This is a genomic window from Chitinophaga agri (assembly GCF_010093065.1).
Lineage (GTDB): Bacteria > Bacteroidota > Bacteroidia > Chitinophagales > Chitinophagaceae > Chitinophaga > Chitinophaga agri.
The window spans coordinates 6,678,730-6,697,248 of sequence record NZ_CP048113.1 but is presented as its reverse complement, the minus strand read 5'-3'; the positions used below and the strand labels follow the sequence as shown (position 1 = coordinate 6,697,248).

Annotated in this window: 16 protein-coding genes; 7 read left to right on the top strand and 9 right to left on the bottom strand. The window is 45.2% G+C overall.

Annotation, left to right across the window (positions count from 1 at the left end; genetic code table 11):
* Positions 1-99: 99 nt before the first annotated feature.
* On the bottom strand, positions 100-945 hold the full coding sequence (locus tag GWR21_RS26770; RefSeq protein ID WP_162334778.1) for a methylated-DNA--[protein]-cysteine S-methyltransferase: 846 nt from the start codon (positions 943-945) through the stop codon (positions 100-102).
* 105 nt (positions 946-1,050) lie between these two features.
* Between GWR21_RS26770 and GWR21_RS26765 the strand changes: the two genes are divergently transcribed.
* A complete protein-coding gene (locus GWR21_RS26765) occupies positions 1,051-1,983 on the top strand; it encodes a helix-turn-helix domain-containing protein (RefSeq protein ID WP_162334777.1) in 933 nt (310 codons plus the stop codon).
* Between the two features lie 112 nt (positions 1,984-2,095).
* On the opposite strand, the gene GWR21_RS26760 is transcribed toward GWR21_RS26765, so the two are convergent.
* The 8 genes from GWR21_RS26760 to GWR21_RS26725 form a co-directional block, all read right to left on the bottom strand.
* The gene (locus GWR21_RS26760; RefSeq protein WP_162334776.1) at positions 2,096-2,665 is read right to left on the bottom strand and encodes a hypothetical protein; all 570 of its coding nucleotides are present in this window, start codon (positions 2,663-2,665) and stop codon (positions 2,096-2,098) included.
* 357 nt (positions 2,666-3,022) lie between these two features.
* Positions 3,023-5,140: a multicopper oxidase family protein gene (locus GWR21_RS26755; RefSeq protein WP_162334775.1), complete on the bottom strand. Its 2,118-nt coding sequence runs from the start codon at positions 5,138-5,140 to the stop codon at positions 3,023-3,025.
* A 26-nt stretch (positions 5,141-5,166) separates the two neighbouring features.
* A complete protein-coding gene (locus GWR21_RS26750) occupies positions 5,167-5,649 on the bottom strand; it encodes a DUF3347 domain-containing protein (protein ID WP_162334774.1) in 483 nt (160 codons plus the stop codon).
* Between the two features lie 71 nt (positions 5,650-5,720).
* Positions 5,721-6,122, bottom strand: coding sequence for a hypothetical protein (locus GWR21_RS26745; protein ID WP_162334773.1), 402 nt, complete (start codon positions 6,120-6,122; stop codon positions 5,721-5,723).
* Positions 6,123-6,712: 590 nt separating this feature from the next.
* Entirely contained in the window at positions 6,713-7,678 is a 966-nt protein-coding gene (locus GWR21_RS26740; RefSeq protein ID WP_162334772.1) for an MBL fold metallo-hydrolase, read from the bottom strand.
* A gap of 74 nt (positions 7,679-7,752) precedes the next feature.
* Positions 7,753-9,174 (bottom strand): RtcB family protein, encoded by a 1,422-nt coding sequence (locus GWR21_RS26735; RefSeq protein ID WP_238430028.1) that lies wholly within the window; start codon positions 9,172-9,174, stop codon positions 7,753-7,755.
* Positions 9,175-9,355: 181 nt separating this feature from the next.
* Positions 9,356-10,156 carry an FkbM family methyltransferase gene (locus GWR21_RS26730; protein ID WP_162334770.1) on the bottom strand — a complete coding sequence of 267 codons (801 nt, stop codon included), beginning with the start codon at positions 10,154-10,156 and terminating at the stop codon, positions 9,356-9,358.
* A gap of 26 nt (positions 10,157-10,182) precedes the next feature.
* Entirely contained in the window at positions 10,183-11,079 is an 897-nt protein-coding gene (locus GWR21_RS26725) for a hypothetical protein (protein ID WP_162334769.1), read from the bottom strand.
* A 331-nt stretch (positions 11,080-11,410) separates the two neighbouring features.
* On the opposite strand from GWR21_RS26725, the gene GWR21_RS26720 reads away from it, so the two are divergent.
* The 6 genes from GWR21_RS26720 (at position 11,411) to GWR21_RS26695 (ending at position 18,514) form a co-directional block, all read left to right on the top strand.
* The gene (locus GWR21_RS26720; protein ID WP_162334768.1) at positions 11,411-12,649 is read left to right on the top strand and encodes an acyltransferase family protein; all 1,239 of its coding nucleotides are present in this window, start codon (positions 11,411-11,413) and stop codon (positions 12,647-12,649) included.
* A gap of 63 nt (positions 12,650-12,712) precedes the next feature.
* Positions 12,713-13,477 (top strand): polysaccharide biosynthesis/export family protein, encoded by a 765-nt coding sequence (locus GWR21_RS26715; protein WP_162334767.1) that lies wholly within the window; start codon positions 12,713-12,715, stop codon positions 13,475-13,477.
* 8 nt (positions 13,478-13,485) lie between these two features.
* Positions 13,486-15,846: a GumC family protein gene (locus tag GWR21_RS26710; protein ID WP_162334766.1), complete on the top strand. Its 2,361-nt coding sequence runs from the start codon at positions 13,486-13,488 to the stop codon at positions 15,844-15,846.
* Positions 15,839-17,188 (top strand): flippase, encoded by a 1,350-nt coding sequence (locus GWR21_RS26705; protein ID WP_162334765.1) that lies wholly within the window; start codon positions 15,839-15,841, stop codon positions 17,186-17,188. The genes GWR21_RS26710 and GWR21_RS26705 overlap by 8 nt, the downstream gene beginning before the upstream one ends.
* Positions 17,185-17,880 carry an FkbM family methyltransferase gene (locus GWR21_RS26700; protein WP_162334764.1) on the top strand — a complete coding sequence of 232 codons (696 nt, stop codon included), beginning with the start codon at positions 17,185-17,187 and terminating at the stop codon, positions 17,878-17,880. The genes GWR21_RS26705 and GWR21_RS26700 overlap by 4 nt, the downstream gene beginning before the upstream one ends.
* A complete protein-coding gene (locus GWR21_RS26695) occupies positions 17,873-18,514 on the top strand; it encodes a class I SAM-dependent methyltransferase (RefSeq protein WP_162334763.1) in 642 nt (213 codons plus the stop codon). Before GWR21_RS26700 ends, GWR21_RS26695 begins: the two co-directional genes overlap by 8 nt.
* The last annotated feature ends 5 nt before the right edge of the window (positions 18,515-18,519 follow it).

Here is an 18,519-nt window from a genome sequence, read left to right as displayed (position 1 = left end):
CAACGGGTTTTGTCCTGAATGCCCCCTATAGGGGGTTTTTGATAGTCTGGACGAACAAGGGTAGAACAAGCGACGAACTAGCGACGGCCAAGCGGCCTCTCAGGAACGGTCATGCCGGGCCGCCTCCCAGCCAATAATGGCCATTTTCCGGGTACTGCCCCAGTGATATTCCCCTAGTTCGCCATTGGACCGGATCACCCGGTGACAAGGTATCAGGAAAGCGACGGGATTATTCCCTATAGCGGTACCTACGGCCTGATAAGCCCGGTCAGCCTGCGCCGCAGCGGCCACTTTACCATAGGTAGACAGGTCACCCATGGGGATCTGCAACAGTGCCTCCCAGACTTTCAGCTGAAAGGACGTACCTTTGAGGTGCAGTTTGACATTTTCCAGGGTACTCCAGTCCTGGGTGAAGAAATACAACGCATTCTGCTGTATCATGTCCAGCAGCTGCTGATAACGGGCATTCGGGAACTGCTCCTGCAATTGCCGGAAGGCGAGATCCCGGTCTTCCCCGAACGCCAGGTAACACAGTCCCTTTGGAGTGGCAGCAAGTATAAGCGGGCCAAAGGGGCTTTCTGCGAAGCTGTAATTGATGGAAAGGGCCTCACCTCCATTTTTATACTCCCCGGGCGTCATACCCTCTATTTTCATAAAAAGGTCATGTAACCGGCCTGTTCCTGACAATCCGGTTTCCAATGCTGTATCAAAAAGGGAGGCCTGCTTCTCTTTTAAGAGTCCCTTGGCATACTCCACGCTCAGGTACTGGGTAAATTTCTTGGGACTTACCCCTGCCCACTCGGTAAACATGCGCTGAAAATGATAGGGACTAAGGTATACATTCTCCGCTACTTCCTCCAGGGAGGGCTGCCTTTTGAAGTTTGCCTTCAGATAATCAATGGCCCTGGCGATCCGCTCATAATTAGTCAGTTCCTGTGAAATCATATCTATTTCATTTACAATACAAAAGTAGACATTCAGGTTTAACACATAAACCCGGTTCTTGCGGAGTTCATTCCATAATTTTTACCGTAATTTTGCGTCCTGATTATGAACACGAACCTGCCAATATTCGATATTCCGTCCACGATACGCTACTATTTGTCGCTTGACAAAAAGGTGACACAAAGCTTCGGGATGGATAAGTATGATGAGCTGCTTCACCCAAATAATTTTGCAGTACTGAGCAATGAGGGAAGCGTAAAGAGCGGTCCACCTATCAGGACCGATCACTATGCCATTATTCTCTGCATACGTGGCACCTGCCAGAAAACGATCGGCTCCTTCACTTTTGATGTAGGACCTAAATCACTACACATCGTATCGCCTAAACATACTACTTCTTTTGACAATGCATCAGACGACCTGTTGCTATATATGGTCATGTTCCAGAAGGAGTTTGTCACGGATAGCTTTATCAAACAAAGCGCGCTTGACCCGCTGATTGATCTGAATCCTTCCTGTGCGCCGGTATACACACTGTCAGAACCACATTTCCAGAAGACAAAACAATTATTCGAAAGAATAGACCGCGAATACCGGGAAGGTAGTCCCTTCTTCCTGCAGATAGTACGGTTGCAGGTGGTAGAGTTACTGTATGAGGTGAACCGCGCATTTGAAAAATGCCAGGAGAGCAGACCGAATCATCAATTAACGAGACAGTATGCTACTTTCATCAACTTTCGTGATATGGTGGAAGAGCATTTTCTTTATAAAAGAACGGTACAGGAATATGCTGACATGCTGCATATCTCTGCGAAGCATCTGAGCGAGATCGTTAAACAGGAAACCGGCAAGAACGCCTTGCAGATTATTCACAGCCGGTTATATCTTGAAGCGAAATTACTGCTGACCACTTCGACCCTGAGCGTGAAGGAAATCTCTGATCAGCTGAACTTTGATACCAGCTCACATTTCAGCAGGTTCTTTAAAAAGTTTGCGGATGAAAATCCGTCTGACTTTAAGAAATTATCAGTAGCCTGATCTTCTTTACTTTTGTCTTGTATAAAATAGTTAGGGCCTTTCAGACGAAAGGCCCTATTTCATTTGATTATAAACCCCTTAAACAATTATGTCCTATGCAAATTGTACTTTATTATAAGCCGAAGGTGTAAGCTACTCTGACAGCAAGTATGTCAGCGCGTCCGCCACCATCAACGAATCTTGAATTTCCATCGTATTTAACGGCTGCATCGAGATAGTTACCTTTGCCCAGTGGGATCAGATAACCGATCTGTGGGGTGTAGGTAAAGGATGCAGTTTTGTTGCCTACCGGACCATTGGTGATAAAATTCACACCAGCCTGGCCCTGTACATACAGATTATTGCGCTGGAACGGATAATACTTTAAACCAGCTTTCACGGGAATCCATTGAACATCATCCACACCAGGAATATCATCTGCAAAAACATTTGTAAAACCGGTATTCAGGTTTACATATAATGTCTTACCGAGGATCGCATAATCTGCCTGTACGGAACCGCCTAAAGACCATTTATAATAGTCATTGAAACTTCCTACCGGTATGCCTGCTTCAGGTCCAACACTCAAAGAAAATGCTGGTCGCTGTGCTTCACTTTTGCCTTTCTCTTGTGCCTTAACGCCAACTGTAACTGCTAATAATAATGCTAATGTAGCAACGCCATTCGTAATAAACTTTTTCATCGTCTTTCGTTTTAATCTTTTTCTGTTAATCTTTTGTTCTTCTTTTATATCGCAGCTGCTGTATAAATCTGATGACACAAAAGTAGGCCGGGATTCGCTACTGGTCAATGCCAATTTTACGGATAAATTAGCCAATTTCTCCGATTATGAAATTTCGTTCCGGACGCCCGGAAAAATTGGTTTATTAAACCGGGAAATTGGTTTTTCATATACCCTTTTGAGGTGTTACATTTGTGCCACAAAAAAAGAACTATATAATTACAGTAATAAACAGTTGTAGGTTTAGGTAGTAACGGGTGTAATCATACACCCGTTTATTTTTTTAAGTACTACATCTGTAAACAGGTATACTGTGGATCAGTAAGTGATCGTGAAACCCGCTCCCACACCCAGGTCGCTGTCGTAATGTGCAGAAATAGCAATATATTTTGTGAGAATATATCTGAAGCCGGCCATATATTCTTTGTCTGTATTAGCCATAAAATTAAAACGCAGTCTTCTTGTCAGCGGTACATCTTCCCTGCTTAACTGCACGCGCACCCTTCCATCCGTATCAACAGAAGCATCTGCGATTACAAGCATTGGTAAGGTATACTCGATGCCTGCGTGTAATACGCTACGACGATTCTTCGTACTCACCTGACCAAATACATTCTTCTCCGGTCCATCCATACGCCGGTAACGAAAATCCCATCCGACATAAGGGAACAGCCATTGCGTCTGTCCGAAATAACGGCCGAAGTGACTTTCCGTTTCATATCCATCTGCAGCATTATAGCCTACACGCCATTCTGTTTGTAACCGGTAACGGGTATTGGCAAAGGTGAGTTCACCGTCACTGCTGTTACTTTCCAGACCTATCCTTGCGGCTGTATGTATCTTACGGTCATCCGCATAGATCTTACGAATAGCTTTCTGCGGATCAGGAATTTCGGGATTAGCAGGAGAATTTTCATAACTGAAAATGCGTCCCATACCACTCATCATATGATAGAGTATGTGACAATGAAAAAACCAGTCACCGCTTTCTGTTGCCGCAAACTCGATGGTATCTGTCTCCATCGGCATTATATCCAGCGTGTTCTTCAACGGTGAATACGCGCCGTTCTCATTCAGCACACGAAAGAAATGACCATGCAGGTGCATCGGGTGGCGCATCATGGTACCATTGTATAGAATGATACGCACATTCTCTCCTTTTTTAATCAGGATCTTATCTGACTCAGAGACTGTTTTGTTGTTGATGGTCCAGACGTACCGGTTCATATTACCTGTCAGATTAAAATGCAGTTCCTTAACCGGTCCGGGGGGCAAGGTTGTTTCCACGGGTGATCTTAACATCGCATAGTTCAGGGTCACACCGGGATCTTCTTCATACATGACGGCATTCATATCCATCTGCTGTAAACTCATTTCCATATCCATAGCATCCATCTGACCATTCATCTTCATCATACCATTCATCATCTTCATACCTTCAAAGTATTTAAGACGCGGTAGCGGAGCTGCCTTTTTCTGCGGACCATCACCTAAGAACACGGATGTACTGCGGGTACGGTCTTCTGACGTGGCCAGGAACTGATAACTACTGTCGGAGGGAACATCCACCAGCACATCATATGTTTCCGCTACACCAACAATGAGGCGATCCACTGTTACAGGCACTACGTCCATACCATCATTGGCTACGACTGTGATCTTTCCACCGGCATAGGTAAGCCAGAAATAAGTAGAAGAGCTACCATTGACAACACGCAGTCTGACTTTATCACCTGCCTTAAATTGTGGCTGCACGTCCACCGGTTTACCATTAGCCAGCAGCTGATCATAGTATACATCGCTGACATCCATTGCCAGCATACGTTTCCATTCGTTGGTCACCTTGGTGGAGAAATGTCCTGCTTTAATCGCTTCTGCATAACTCTGTACGCTATTCTTTCTGACCGCGTACCAGTCAGTGGCTGTATGCAATGATCTGTCCACCTGGTGGGGGCGCTCATTCGTCCAGTCGCTGAGCAGCAACGTATGTTCTTTTTCCGGAGCCGCCTTTCTTTTTCTGATAATAAAAGCGCCATACATGCCGCTCTGTTCCTGGAACATGGTATGAGAATGGTACCAATAGGTACCATTCTGCACAAGCGGAAATTTATACAGATGTGTTTCTCCGGCTTTGACAGGAGCTGTAGTCAGATAGGACACCCCATCATACCGGTTAGGTAAAATAAGTCCATGCCAGTGAATGGACGTCTCCATATTCATCTTGTTATGCACATAGATCTCGGCAGTATCACCTTCTGTAAAGGTGAGTACAGGCGCGGGAATGCCGCCGTTGATGACCATTGCATGCAGCATCTTTCCATCACGGTGGATCATGGAATCACTGACATACAGGTCGTAACGCACCGTACGGGGGGCCTGGGAGAAAGCAGCCGCATACGACAGTAAGATCATTACTGTAAACAGTAAACGTTTCATATAATTCTGTTATAGTTTACAGCTGTTTATTTCAACGTTTCTGTCACTTTTCCACAGGTAAGCATTTGCTTACCATAATAAGGATTTTTAACTGCGGCTTCATTACTGAGCCAGTAGCTTTTCTGCATGGGGCAGTATTGCTGGTATACCGGTGCATCTGATAATTTAACCGCTTTAGCGAGCGTGAAGATGTGATCGGAGAGAGATTTGAATTTTTCACGTTGCACTTTCACGTCTGTGGTACCGGCAATCGCATTGGCATCTGAAATCAGCTTATCCTGCAAAGGCATAAATGCAGCACGTTCTTCGGCGGACAGCGAGGGCATATCGATCGTGCTGACCGCCTTTACAAATTCGGCGGCCCTGGTATTTGCTGTAGCGGCATCACTGTTCACCAGTGCATTCTTTACATCGAAATAAATGGACAGCAATTTAGACAAAGCCGGATTAGCCGCTTGCGCGGAGAAAGTAGCAAGTAATATGGTAGTAGCTATGATAGGACTTTTCATTGTATTTGATTTTAGTATGGAGCAATAAAGCGTTGCTGCCTTACAGCAGCAGGTTATTTATTCACACGACATCAAATCAGAAAAGACTGAATAGCGATACGAATATCTGTGGGTGGCGGATACTGATGTAAACTTACGTATCTATGAGGCACAACAGACCATGATGCGGGTGGCGCCGTTAGCCACCTGACGGGAAGCAGTATAACGGGCAAAGGAACCCAGGTATGATCGTCGCCTGCTGACTTTGTTTTATCCAGCAGGGCAAATGTGACCATGTCACCACCACAGCAATGATGAGCAGACCTTTCAGGTAAGTGATGTGTGTGACGGGCAACCGGTTTGAGGTGGCTGTGAGGAGAATCACTGGTCAACAGTCCAGATGTCAATGCACAGGCAAATCCTGTAGCCGTATTCAGGAGGAATACGGTCAGCAGAAACAGCGCCCGGAATGATATTGACATCTTAGACTTCATGCTTACAAAGGTAGGTCCTGTGTAAGGAAGGTCCGTTATATAATTTCGGGCAGATGTTATATAATTTATCGCTCCGGCTAGCTTTTCAGAAGAGAAGCTGCGAGCAATATCATTGCCATAATGAGGAGAGCCTGTGCGGCTTCACTGTATTCCCTGTTTTGCGCGATAAGCTGTTTGATTCTGGTCATTTTGGAGGGTGCTGTTGTAGTCATTTATCGAGGAACGCGGGCGGCGGTTACGGGTTATAACTGTTTAGAAATATCCGTAGTTCTACGCAGTATGTTCCGCAGTATTACGCTTACTTAACTAATTATGTTATAGTAACTTGCTTACTCATCGGACAGGAATTTCACTTTCGCAGGTTTCGCCCTGTGTTTTATGGGGCGGAACTTGTAAAGTGGAATAAGGAGGAGCAGTTCACTAATTGTCCGACTAATATAAATATTATATCAATTATAGCAAACTTATCATATAATCACAGGTGTAATCGTTTCTCTTTCAACAGGCCATGAGCCGAACCCCATCCTTAAAAAAGAAATAGCTCCCGTCTCTGGCGGGAGCTATTCTCTTATATGTTCAACCAGTTATTATTAACTATATCGCTTCTTTACTTCGCTGGCGAGCAGTGCACCTATACCGAGCAGGGCTACTACGGCGACTGCCTTTAATATAGTCTTTTTACTATTGGTAGCCGGCACATACTCTACCCCACTAATACCAGCTACGGCCGGATCGCCGGTATAGCGGCCATGGCGTGGGACGGCTTCCTCCTGGAAGTTATTAGCCAGGTCCTGGAGGGCGGCCAGGGCTTCCCCTTCCATCGGATGACCGTGACCGGTAGCTACAATGGACGGTTGTAAGGCGGCCAGGGACTGAACAGATCTTTCGGCCAGTGCCCAGTCATATGTAAAATAACGGGGAGGACCACTCAATCTGCGTTCCTGCCTCCATACTGACGTCAATGACTCCTGACGGGTGGTAACAAAAGCATCTCCTGCGATGAGCACACCATCCTGTTCCCTGTACAGACTTACATGACCGGGTGCATGTCCGGGCGTATGAATATACTTCCATTCATCCAGTCCGGGGATATTCCCCTGTTCGGGTAATAAAAGTAACCGTCCGCCGAGATCAATGGGGCCTTTGGGAAACAAAAAGGAAAGCCAGGTAAATAATCCGCCGCCTGCTGTCGGGTCAGGAGGCGGATAGGAAGAACGTCCTGTCAGATAGGGAGCTTCCAGATAATGGGCGTACACGGGTACATCCCATTCATCAGCCAGTTGCATTACCGCGCCAATATGATCAAAATGACCATGTGTCAATACTATAGCGGCTGGGGTGGCCTGTGGCCAGAACAATTCTCTTGCGACTCTTTTGATCCTTGCAGCAGCGCCGCGCATACCGGTATCTACCAGTATCCAGTGGTTGGTAGAGGGGTCATGTATGAAATAGACGTTTACGATCCTGTCGCGCAGTCCCCATACACCCGGTGCTACATAAAACCACTCATGTTCGGCGCATGCCTTGATTTTAACCAGTGCTTGTTGCTTTTTCATATTTGATGGAATTAACATGAACACTGTCTACTATATCTCAAAACTCATGCTGAGTCCAACAGGCACAGCTGTTATTAGTCTTCTTTACTTCCATCATCTGCCATTCTCACCATCTTCGGAGAGAACTTCGCTACCACATCTACCAGCTTTTTCTGGGCGTCCATTACCATATTAATGTCCTTGTAAGCCATCGGTGCTTCATCACGACCGGCGCCGATCAGTGTCACCCCATTTGCTTTCAGGATGGCGTCCATCTCCTGGTGAGAAATGCTTTTAATGGCCTGTGTACGGCTCATCTGACGGCCAGCGCCATGAGAGGCAGAGTTAATAGCATCTTCCAGTCCTTTACCGCGCACCAGGAAACCCGGAGCCGTCATAGAACCTGGGATGATGCCCATTACGCCTTTACCAGCAGGTGTTGCACCTTTACGGTGTACGATCACGTCTTCCCCATTCCAGGTTTCCTTCCAGGCAAAGTTGTGGTGGTTTTCCACTCTGGCCAGCAGCTGACCGCCGATCGCTTTTGTCAGTTTGTTATGTATGATCTCATGACAGGCAGAAGCGTAGTCGCCTGCCAGGTTCATGGCCAGCCAGTATTCCTGTCCTTCGCTGCTGTTCATATCCAGGTAGGCAAGATTAGAGGCCTCTTTCGGCAGTTTACAGATGTCTTTTGCCAGCCGGGTATAATGTCCTGCAATTGTGGCGCCCAGTCCGCGGGAACCGGAATGAGACAACAACGCTACATATCTTCCCGCCGGAATATTCAGCACCTCGTCGCGTTCCGCAAACTCAATGATCCCCCATTCCACGAAGTGGTTACCTCCACCGGAAGTACCGAGCTGTGACCAGGCTTTATCCTGCAGCGTTTTAATGAACTGGGTCATGTTAAATTCATTGCGTTCCAATACTGCGTGTTCGGCACGTTGGTGTCTCACGAAGCCATGTCCTGCACCAAAACGTGTATGATCGATCAGCTCTCTTTTATAGATATCAGCATTGTTCACAAAATGGCTCTCCGGAATATCGAAGACAGAAAGCGCCATACGACATCCGATATCCACACCCACACCGTAGGGGATCACCGCATTCTTTGCTGCAAGCACGCCCCCGATAGGCAGGCCATAACCCTGGTGGGCATCAGGCATTAAAGCACCGGCGACAGTCACAGGTAAGCGCATGGCGGTATCCATCTGGCGTACTGCGCCTTCGTCTATATGTTCCTGTCCGTAGATGTTGAATGGCATGGCGGTCTCATTCAGAGAGATAGTATCATCTTTCGGCGCATTGGCGTCTTCGATGATCTTAGTAGCGAGATCTTCTAATATTTCATGGTCGAGATAAAGTTCTGGTTTCTCCGCTACATTTTTCATTATGGTTAAGACTGTCTCACGGTCCGTATCCTGGTAGTTTTTTTCAAGTACTTCTAATGCAAGGCCCAGTATTTTACCCTGATTAAAACCGATCGTTAAAAGGTCGTTACCGTTAATCCTGTTCATATGCATGTGTTATAGTTTATAATGATACAGCAATATTCAGGACTATATGCGCAGTTTTTTTGCGCAGGTAAAAATAACTTTATCAAACTGACTCACACAGAAGCTAACTATATATTTATCAACAATTTAAAGCAGTGTTAATAAACCAGGATATTTTTGCCGTGACAAAATGCGATGTAAGCTAACGTCTTATAGCTACTATATTCTGAAACGCAAAAATCTCAAACGCCGCCACATTATACTCGCCCAACGCCTTCAGCCCGTCAGGTAACAACCTATAAAAATCATACCCTGGCAGTATATCAATAATATCCTTGAAGAACGTCCTCGATATCACATTCATCTCATTAAACTCTATCTGCACCACATTAATAATTCCATCCGCTATCGCCTTTCTCGCCCCTTTAAGCACATTCAGCTCATTCCCCTCTGTATCTACTTTCAGGAGCGCTATCCTGGCGAGCCTGTTATCTTCTATAAACTCATCTATAGTCGTAAGGTCAATAGGAATCTCCTCTACTTCACTCTTACGGAAATCAGCAATCACTTCTTTATACATGCTCGCATGTTCAGACCCTTTGTTCTCCACATAGTCGTAGATGTAGGTGGTCAGCGCCGTTTCCCCTGCTCCTTTCTGCACAGGAATGAAGTGATGCATACCCGCTGCTTCCTCCAGTTTATTGTAAGCTACCGGATGAGGTTCAAATGCATAAATAGGCAAGGATACTTTTTTATTGCGCAGCATCACGGAGTAGCCACCTATGTTAGCCCCGACGTCAAGGATGACGCCTGAGTTAAATCTGCCGGTATTCAGCATAAATTTTACAAAAGCATTTTCACCACTGATATCATCATTTTCATGATTCATAATACCAAGCCCGCGCATACTTAATTTATATAGCAGCAAGTTAAAAGAATACAATGCTTTACGTGCAAAGACGAAGACATAGACTTTCCTTAGGGTGTCTGTGAACAAATTCATTGGTTGATTGTTTGGGTGGAGTTAAGTTATAGTTGTTCTGTAATACCTGTTACCACATTGTATACAGGCATACCTTTGATGCATTCGTACCTTTCATGACCAGACAGGTAGTTGAGGTTACCTTTTTTATCGCGGCTCTCACGAAAACGGGAATATACATAACCTTCTTCAGGCGTCAGCACTTTCAGTGGACCCAGACGTTCTTTCTTCACAAAATAAGCATTATTACCTATAGAATTGGATCCTACGAATGCATAACCTTTCTCTTCCGCCAGCGTACACAGCGCTTTCAGAGAGGCGCCAAAATACAGGTGACTGAAATGGGCATGTTCCCTTACAAAGTCGGGTTGATAAGGTACAGTAATCGCTCGCTCAATACCAAACACACTATTATATTCCGCCACTACAATAACGGGGTCAACTACACTGATCGCTTTCCACACCCAGTAGTCGTTGCCATCTATATCAACCGAAAGCAAACCGATCTCTCCATTCAGTCCCTGCGAACCGATCAGTTCATTGATATTGTCTCTGGTGATAAACGCCCTGACTGCTTTCAGCTCATGCTGGTAGTAAATATCATCTGACTCAATATATCGTATACTCTTTTCCGATCCGTCTATAACAACACCAGACCAGTTATTATACTTCAGCAGGAAACGGGTATTGGATTCAACATAGTTCTCAACACCAAACTCAACGAAAGACGTTTCATTGATGCGTACTTTATTAATTAGATATTGAATGATACCATCATCACCCGTTTGGGAAAACACTTTGAATTCAGCAGCTGCGATATTATCAAGTACCGGCAGGTCTCTGTTCTGGCGGGCTAACATGGTTCCTAACAATAAGAGATCTGTTTGCTGGGCTTTCCTGGTCGTATACAAAAAATGGTGTAAGACATTAACCAATTTCTTCATTCGTTTCATTAAAAACATGGTATGTGTTAAGTGAATGGAGCGATCTCCGAAAATATGTCAACTGATAAATACAGAAATAATATAAATATTGTTCATTTTGCAACTATTTCTAACATGTTCACTTTAGCATCTCTTCTGCGCATAGTCACTATGAGAGGGCGTCGTTCCGGCTGCTTATCTTTTTTTTGCAATTTTGTGCATATGATATTTTTGACTTAACTTGCTTCAGTCTGCGAATGCGTAATCAATAAAATCTGCAAAATTCTCTCTTGCATATAGTGGTGCCCCAACCGCTATACGGTATTTTATTGTTCTATCTGATAGCCATTCCATGATTCCTAACAATACCTCGTCTCCCAGATACTTTTTCAGCCTGGATGCCATTAGAGGCTTTGCTGCGCTCATTGTCGTCCTGTGTCACTGGCAGTTCTATTTCTACAAGGACCAGACACTGCAAACCAAACCTCTCGAGGAACTGGGCCTTCCATTATTTCCATACCTATCAATTTTTTATCACCACGCATTCTTTGCCGTGGACCTCTTCTTTCTATTATCCGGATTTATTTTTTTCTGGTTTTATTCCGATAAGATCGCAGACAGGAAAACACCTTTTAATAACTTCATCTGTTACAGACTAACGAGATTATATCCTGTTCATGTTGTGACTCTGATCTCTCTGGTATTGATACAGTACGTCATGTTCAGTATGAACGGACATACTTTTATCATCCAGAACAATGACACCTACCACTTCGTACTTAATCTGCTGGTCATTCATAGCTGGGGATTTGAAAAGACACCTGCACTAAACGGCTTTAATGGTCCTTCCTGGTCAGTGTCCGTGGAGCTGTTATTGTACCTGCTGTTCTTCCTGATAGCATGGAAGAAACTGCATCGCAATAAGGCACTACTCATAGGTATTGTGGTAGCAGGGGCTATTATACAATATTTCTATTCTATGATCGGACAGGGTATCTATTCCTTTTTCCTCGGCGGACTTACTTATTACCTGTACGCCTGGATGACAACCAGGAAGAACGTTCGCCAGGTTACAACGATCGTTACGATCACAGCTGTACTGTTGTGGGTGGTGGTGATTTCAGAATATGCGTTCTCCTACATCAGGGAGTTCTCCATGCTGGTTATGAAAAAGCTGCTGGCCGGTAAGGATGAAACCTTTCACACAGCATTGTTCAACCTGTCACGCAATACATTCTTCCGTACCATCATCTCTCCTGTTACCATACTAACACTGGCACTGACAGAAACTACCAGAGGCAGCCTGAAGATCAAATGGGCCCTTGTACTGGGAAATGCCAGTTACGCATTATACCTGCTTCATTTCCCGCTGATGGTGACCTTCTTTATCATGGCAGATATACTCGGACTGAGCCGGGAGGTATTTCATTCCACGCTGACATTACTTACGTTCTATGCTGTATTGATTCCACTAAGTATACTTACTCATTATTACTTCGAGCTCCCCGTCCAGGAACTGTTCAGAAAGCGGCTCCTTAAAAAGCCGGCGCCAGTTCCCATTACCACGATCAACAATCAGATTACCACGTAATACATATTGCCAATAGCATCTTACAACTGTCATCAACTTTGTTTTTATTAATCAAAATCGATTATGATAGCTAGAATCCATTTACTGTTAGTTATTGCCTCGGTCTTACTTGCTGGCTGTGTCAACACCAAAAAAATCACCTATTTCAATGACCTTGAAAAAATCAACGGAACAGAAGCGGCCAACAGATTACAATCTCTCAAAGTACAACCAGGAGACATCTTACAAATCACCATTACCACGATCGACAAAGACATTTCACTTATCCTGAATCCGACAGCTGTCAGTTCTTCTCCATTAACAAGTAATGGTATGGACCCGGGATATATCGTAGACAGCGCCGGATTTATCAATCTGCCGCTGATAGGAAAAGTCTACGTGCGGGAAAAAACCACATCAGAGATCAATGACATCGTCACACAGGAACTGAACAAAACGATCAGGAACCCATATGTATCTACACGTATCACCAATTTCAGGGTCTCGGTATTGGGCGATGTCGCCCGTCCGGGTTCATACAGGGTACCGGGAGAAAGAGCGTCCATCCTGGATGCGCTGAGTATGGCCGGCGATATGAATACGACCGCCATCCGCAACGACATTATGGTCATACGTGAGATCAACGGAGAAAAACAATATGTTTCTCTTAACCTGAATGATGGTAAAACACTGGCTTCGCCCTACTACTATCTCAACAACAACGACGTCATCTACGTAAAGCCCGGCTCTAACAAACTTTTCGGCACATCGAAACTGGTACAGCTTTTACCGGCAGCCATAGGCATTCTTTCGCTTATTACCACCATCGTCATCGTTTCCGTTAAATGATACATCAAATGAATCGCAATAAAGAGAATAATAATAAAAGCGCATTGATCGATCTGGGCGACCTGTTCAAGAAACTGCTGTTCCACTGGCCGTTGTACCTCATTGTAATACTGATCGCCACCGCCGGTGCACTCAGCTATCTGAAATATGCCAAGCCCAGATATATGTCTTCCGCCAAATTATATCTGAAAGATGAAAAGAAGAATGGCGAAGAAGGTGATCTCCTTAAATCTCTTTCTCTTTTCAACAATGGCAAGAACATCGAAAATGAAATGGAAGTACTGAAGTCACCTATTCTTATTGAAAAAGTGATCCGGGAAAACCGGTTTAACGTACGCTATTTCACCAAAGCGACACTACGTAAGGAAGAGATCTATGACCGGAACCCGCTGAGACTGAATTTCCTGGGTGACAGCGGACGAGTGGGTAACTATAAGTTTGATGTTACGTCTGAAAAGGGTTTGCTAACTGTCAAATGGGTGGACAATCCAAATGATGAGGACATTGCGTTCGTTGTACATCCCGGCGATCCGTTCCAGGTAAGTAAAGACCGTTTCAGCATCTCCTACGATCCTGGTATACCTGGTGCGGAGAATGAGACCTACCGCATACAGGTAGATTCTGTAGAACAACTCGCTTACAAAAAAATAGAAGATATCGGCACGGCGCTGGTTAACCGGGATGCAACAGTTGTCATGGTGAGTTATGAAGACCGCATTGCTGCCCGCACAGCCAACTTCCTGAATGCATTATTAGATGCCTACAACGAATATACACTAGACGATAAAAACAGGGTGGCACTCAAGACTATCCGCTTTCTGACGGTACGTATCGACTCGTTAAAAGATGAACTGGGTTTCCTGGAAAAACAGGAAGAACGGTTCAAAGTACAACGGGGCATCACTGACATAGAAGGCAGCTCCAAACTGGCCCTGGAACAGGTGAAAGACGCAGACCTCAAACTGAACGATGCCAATATGCAGTTATCAGTATTCGATCAGGTAGAGTCCTATATCAATGATCCGGGTACTGACTATCCGTTTGCACCTGTTCTTGGTAATGTCGATCAGGCACTGACGGGTATGATCAACCGGTATGAAGAGCTGCTAAGAGAAAAGAAAAGGCTTTCCCTCTCCCTGCAACCCGGCAGTATGATCTTACAGAACACAGATGCACAGATCGCTGATGCACGTAACACGATCAAAAACTACATTTCTGGTTATAAACGGAATGCCGGCGTAGCGCAAAATCAGATGCAGGCGAAGGTCAATCAGATTCAGGCAAAGATTGCAAATATCCCTGCATATGAGCGGGAATACATTAACCTGAAAAGACAGCAGAGCGTGAAAGAAAACCTTTATCTGCACCTGTTAAAAAAGAAAGAGGAAGCTGCGGTGTCTTATGCCAGTAACGTAACAGATAATAAGGTACTGGCGCCGGCATTTATTCCTGGCAAACCGGAATCACCTAAAAAGACGCTGGTGTTTGTCAGCTTCCTGGCTGCTGCACTGGTGCTATGTACCGTGTACATCTATATCAAATATTTCCTGAACAATAAGGTACTGGATAAAGCAGAAATAGAACAGGCATTCGGCAGACCGGTCATGGCTGAGATCTACCAGGATGAGGAAGGACAGAAAAACCTTTCCCTACATAACCGGTCGGTATTACTGGAACAGATATTCAATCTGCGTACGAATCTGCGCTTTCTGCTGAATGAACACCATAGTACAGCCACCATTATGATCACTTCCAGCATTTCCGGTGAAGGGAAGACATTCATGACAGCACATCTCGGAAATGCCCTCACCGTGAACGGCAAGAAGGCCATCCTGCTGGAGCTGGACCTGCGTAAACCAAAGCTATCCAGGTCTCTGGGACTAGACAACCAGGTAGGGATCACAAGCTATCTCGTGGAAAGTAAAACACTGGAAGAAGTGATCAAAAAAGTACCTGGTACTGATCATCTGGATATGATCTCTTCCGGCCCTATCCCTCCGAATCCGGTGGAGCTGATTGAGAGTAACCGCATGCGACAGTTACTGGAAATACTGAAGCAGCGTTACGATTATATCCTGATTGACACAGCGCCGATCGGTATTGTGTCGGATGCGAAGAGTCTTGCACCTTATGTAGACTGTACGCTCTTTATGGTACGCTACAATTTCACTTTAAAATCAAAGATGACAGCAGTGGCTGAGACGATCAGGGAGAGCTTTTTCCGTAAATCGGGTGTCATCTTCAATGGTATCGAACAGGACTCCTTCTATCCATATTATTACTACGATCATTATTCTTATTCAGAGAATGCGGATAAAACGAAGGTATGGTCATCTCTTGCTAAAAAAATGAGACAACGCATTGCATAAGATATTCACAAATAGCGGCTGGTTGCTGGCGGACAAACTGGCCAGGCTATTCATTGGCCTGATCACAACAGCGATGATAGCACGCCAGGTCGGTCCTGAAGCATTTGGTATATGGAACTATGCCCTTGCATTGACGACTATTGTGGGAAGCCTGGCCGTATTCGGGCTGGACAAGGTCGTTGTCAAGGAAATAGTGTCGTCTCCTGAGAGAGAAAACAATATCGTGGCCTCCACCCTGGCGATACGTCTGGCCGGAGCAATGGTATGCTACCTGATCTGTGCAGCGATCGTATATGCAACAAAAAGCTATTCTCCGGTATACATCTATTGTACACTGATCACGGGACTGATTGTGATACTGCAGAGCTTCGACGTATTCGACTATTACTATCAGGCAAGAAATGAAGTACAACAGGTGATCATTCCCAAAATGGTCCTGTTTGTTGTCTTCTGTTTCATAAAAATTGCTTTCGTATACCTGAATGGCACACTCATACAGTTTCTCTGGCTAACGGTCATTGAGCTGCTGCTGACCTATTCTATTATACTGATCAACTATCTGCGTAAGGGCGGCAAACAGCTGCTGACGGCTATTAATGTTGCAGAAATCAAATACCTGCTGTTGCATAGCTGGCCTCTGACGTTTACCGGCTTGCTGATACTACTTTATCTCAAAGCAGATCAGCTGTTACTGGATACATTCGGCACATCTGCACAATTGGGAGAATACGCCGCTGCCGCAAGGATATCCGAGTTATGGTACGCATTACCTACGGTGCTGGCAACGGCACTATTACCTGGTCTGATCAGCAAAAAACAGACTGACATGGATGCATATGTCCAGGCCATAGAAAGATGGTTACGGCTGTCCTTCTGGACCAGTACCCTGATCGCCCTGATGATGGCATTCATTGCCACACCAGTGACGCAGTTGCTGTATGGTGTACAATACCCGAAGTCAGGTGTGATACTGGCTATTCACATCTGGGCGAATATACCCGTGTTCCTCTGTACAGCCCTGATGCAGTACCAATTGATCGAAGGGGCTTACAAGATCAATCTATACGCCAGCTTTGCAGGACTGATCGTCAACATTGTGATCAACATACTGCTGATCCCATCCATGGGAGGCGTAGGGGCCGCCATTGCCACAGTAGCGTCCTATATGGCCGTTTGCTCAACACTGGTAGCACTGGACAAAACAGGCAGGCTCTTCTCTATCATACAAAAGATGCTATACCCGGCGGAAGCCATTGCAGATGCCAGATATATGTTCGACGCCTTTAAAATCTTTGCTGACAATTTTCTAACAGTAATCCGTGAAAAGTATCTGACGAAATGACGAGCGTAAAAAAAATAATAGCGACCCTGGCATCAAAAGTTGCCCCGCAGATCCGTTATCTGGCGCCGGCTTATAGTTCTGAAGGAGAAGATCTTATTCTGAAAAGGATTTTCGATAACAAGACCAATGGCGTATACGTGGATGTGGGCGCACATCACCCGTTCCGTGTGTCCAACACTTACCTGTTCTATAAAATGAACTGGACAGGTATCAATATCGATCCCATGCCTGGTTCAAAGGCACTGTTCGATAAATACCGTCCACGGGATGTGAATCTGGAAATGGGTGTTTCGGCTACCAGGCAACACCTCACGTATCACATTTTCAATGAACCTGCACTGAATACCTTCTCTCAGGATAAGATCGATGAATATACACAGGACCCCAAATATCAGGTAATACGGGAAAAGAAAATAGAAACATGGCCACTGGCAGATATACTCGATCATTATCTGCCGGCAAACAAGCCGATAGACTTTCTCACCATCGATGCAGAAGGACTGGACATGGACGTATTACGCTCTAACAACTGGGAGAAATACAGACCAACCTATATCCTGGTAGAATCCAACCCTTTCCTGTTGTCAGATATGCAGAACTGTGAGCTGGGTCAATTTATGGAGCAGGCAGGGTACGCCATTTTTGCAAAAACCTATTATACCTACTTCTTTAAAAATATGAGTCATGAGTAAGTTATATGTCCAATATGGTTGTGGTCCGTTTTCAGCACCCAAAGGCTGGAGAAACTACGATGCATCGCCCACATTGCGTATACAGCAGTTGCCACTGATCGGCGGACTGCTAAAGAACAGGATGCATGTGACCTTTCCCGATGATGTACTACTCGGTGACATTCTGAAAGACCTGCCGGGTACAGCCGCAGATACCTGTGATGGTGTATACTGTTCTCATGTACTGGAACATCTGGCATATGAAGATTGTGTACTGGCTGTACGGAACACCTACCGTATCCTGAAACCAGGCGGTTACTTCCGTTGCGTAGTACCGGACCTGGAAAGCGCTGCCAGAGAATATGTACAGGACCTGTCCAATCAGGATAGAGAAGCTAATACAAAGTTCCTCGAGAAAACGATGCTGGGTAAAAAACAAAGACTACGTGGTATCAAAGGCATCATACAGACGACACTTGGCAACAGAGAACACTTGTACATGTGGGACACCCCTTCACTCACCAGCATCTTACAACAGGCAGGGTTCAGGCAGGTCAGAACATGCCGGTTCAATGACTGTCCGGATGATATGTTCCGGTTGGTGGAAGAAGCTTCAAGATTTGAAAACGCAGTTGCATTGGAAGCTATAAAATAAAGTGC

What these genes read in the sequence shown, in the direction of transcription:
- GWR21_RS26715 (WP_162334767.1), top strand. Translation starts at nt 12,713, where the DNA reads ATGATAGCTAGAATCCATTTACTGTTAGTTATTGCCTCGGTCTTACTT.
- GWR21_RS26725 (WP_162334769.1), bottom strand. Translation starts at nt 11,079, where the DNA reads ATGAAGAAATTGGTTAATGTCTTACACCATTTTTTGTATACGACCAGG.
- GWR21_RS26735 (WP_238430028.1), bottom strand. Translation starts at nt 9,174, where the DNA reads ATGAACAGGATTAACGGTAACGACCTTTTAACGATCGGTTTTAATCAG.
- GWR21_RS26770 (WP_162334778.1), bottom strand. Translation starts at nt 945, where the DNA reads ATGATTTCACAGGAACTGACTAATTATGAGCGGATCGCCAGGGCCATT.
- GWR21_RS26745 (WP_162334773.1), bottom strand. Translation starts at nt 6,122, where the DNA reads ATGAAGTCTAAGATGTCAATATCATTCCGGGCGCTGTTTCTGCTGACC.
- GWR21_RS26710 (WP_162334766.1), top strand. Translation starts at nt 13,486, where the DNA reads ATGAATCGCAATAAAGAGAATAATAATAAAAGCGCATTGATCGATCTG.
- GWR21_RS26695 (WP_162334763.1), top strand. Translation starts at nt 17,873, where the DNA reads ATGAGTAAGTTATATGTCCAATATGGTTGTGGTCCGTTTTCAGCACCC.
- GWR21_RS26700 (WP_162334764.1), top strand. Translation starts at nt 17,185, where the DNA reads ATGACGAGCGTAAAAAAAATAATAGCGACCCTGGCATCAAAAGTTGCC.
- GWR21_RS26750 (WP_162334774.1), bottom strand. Translation starts at nt 5,649, where the DNA reads ATGAAAAGTCCTATCATAGCTACTACCATATTACTTGCTACTTTCTCC.
- GWR21_RS26765 (WP_162334777.1), top strand. Translation starts at nt 1,051, where the DNA reads ATGAACACGAACCTGCCAATATTCGATATTCCGTCCACGATACGCTAC.
- GWR21_RS26755 (WP_162334775.1), bottom strand. Translation starts at nt 5,140, where the DNA reads ATGAAACGTTTACTGTTTACAGTAATGATCTTACTGTCGTATGCGGCT.
- GWR21_RS26740 (WP_162334772.1), bottom strand. Translation starts at nt 7,678, where the DNA reads ATGAAAAAGCAACAAGCACTGGTTAAAATCAAGGCATGCGCCGAACAT.
- GWR21_RS26720 (WP_162334768.1), top strand. Translation starts at nt 11,411, where the DNA reads ATGATTCCTAACAATACCTCGTCTCCCAGATACTTTTTCAGCCTGGAT.
- GWR21_RS26730 (WP_162334770.1), bottom strand. Translation starts at nt 10,156, where the DNA reads ATGAATTTGTTCACAGACACCCTAAGGAAAGTCTATGTCTTCGTCTTT.
- GWR21_RS26760 (WP_162334776.1), bottom strand. Translation starts at nt 2,665, where the DNA reads ATGAAAAAGTTTATTACGAATGGCGTTGCTACATTAGCATTATTATTA.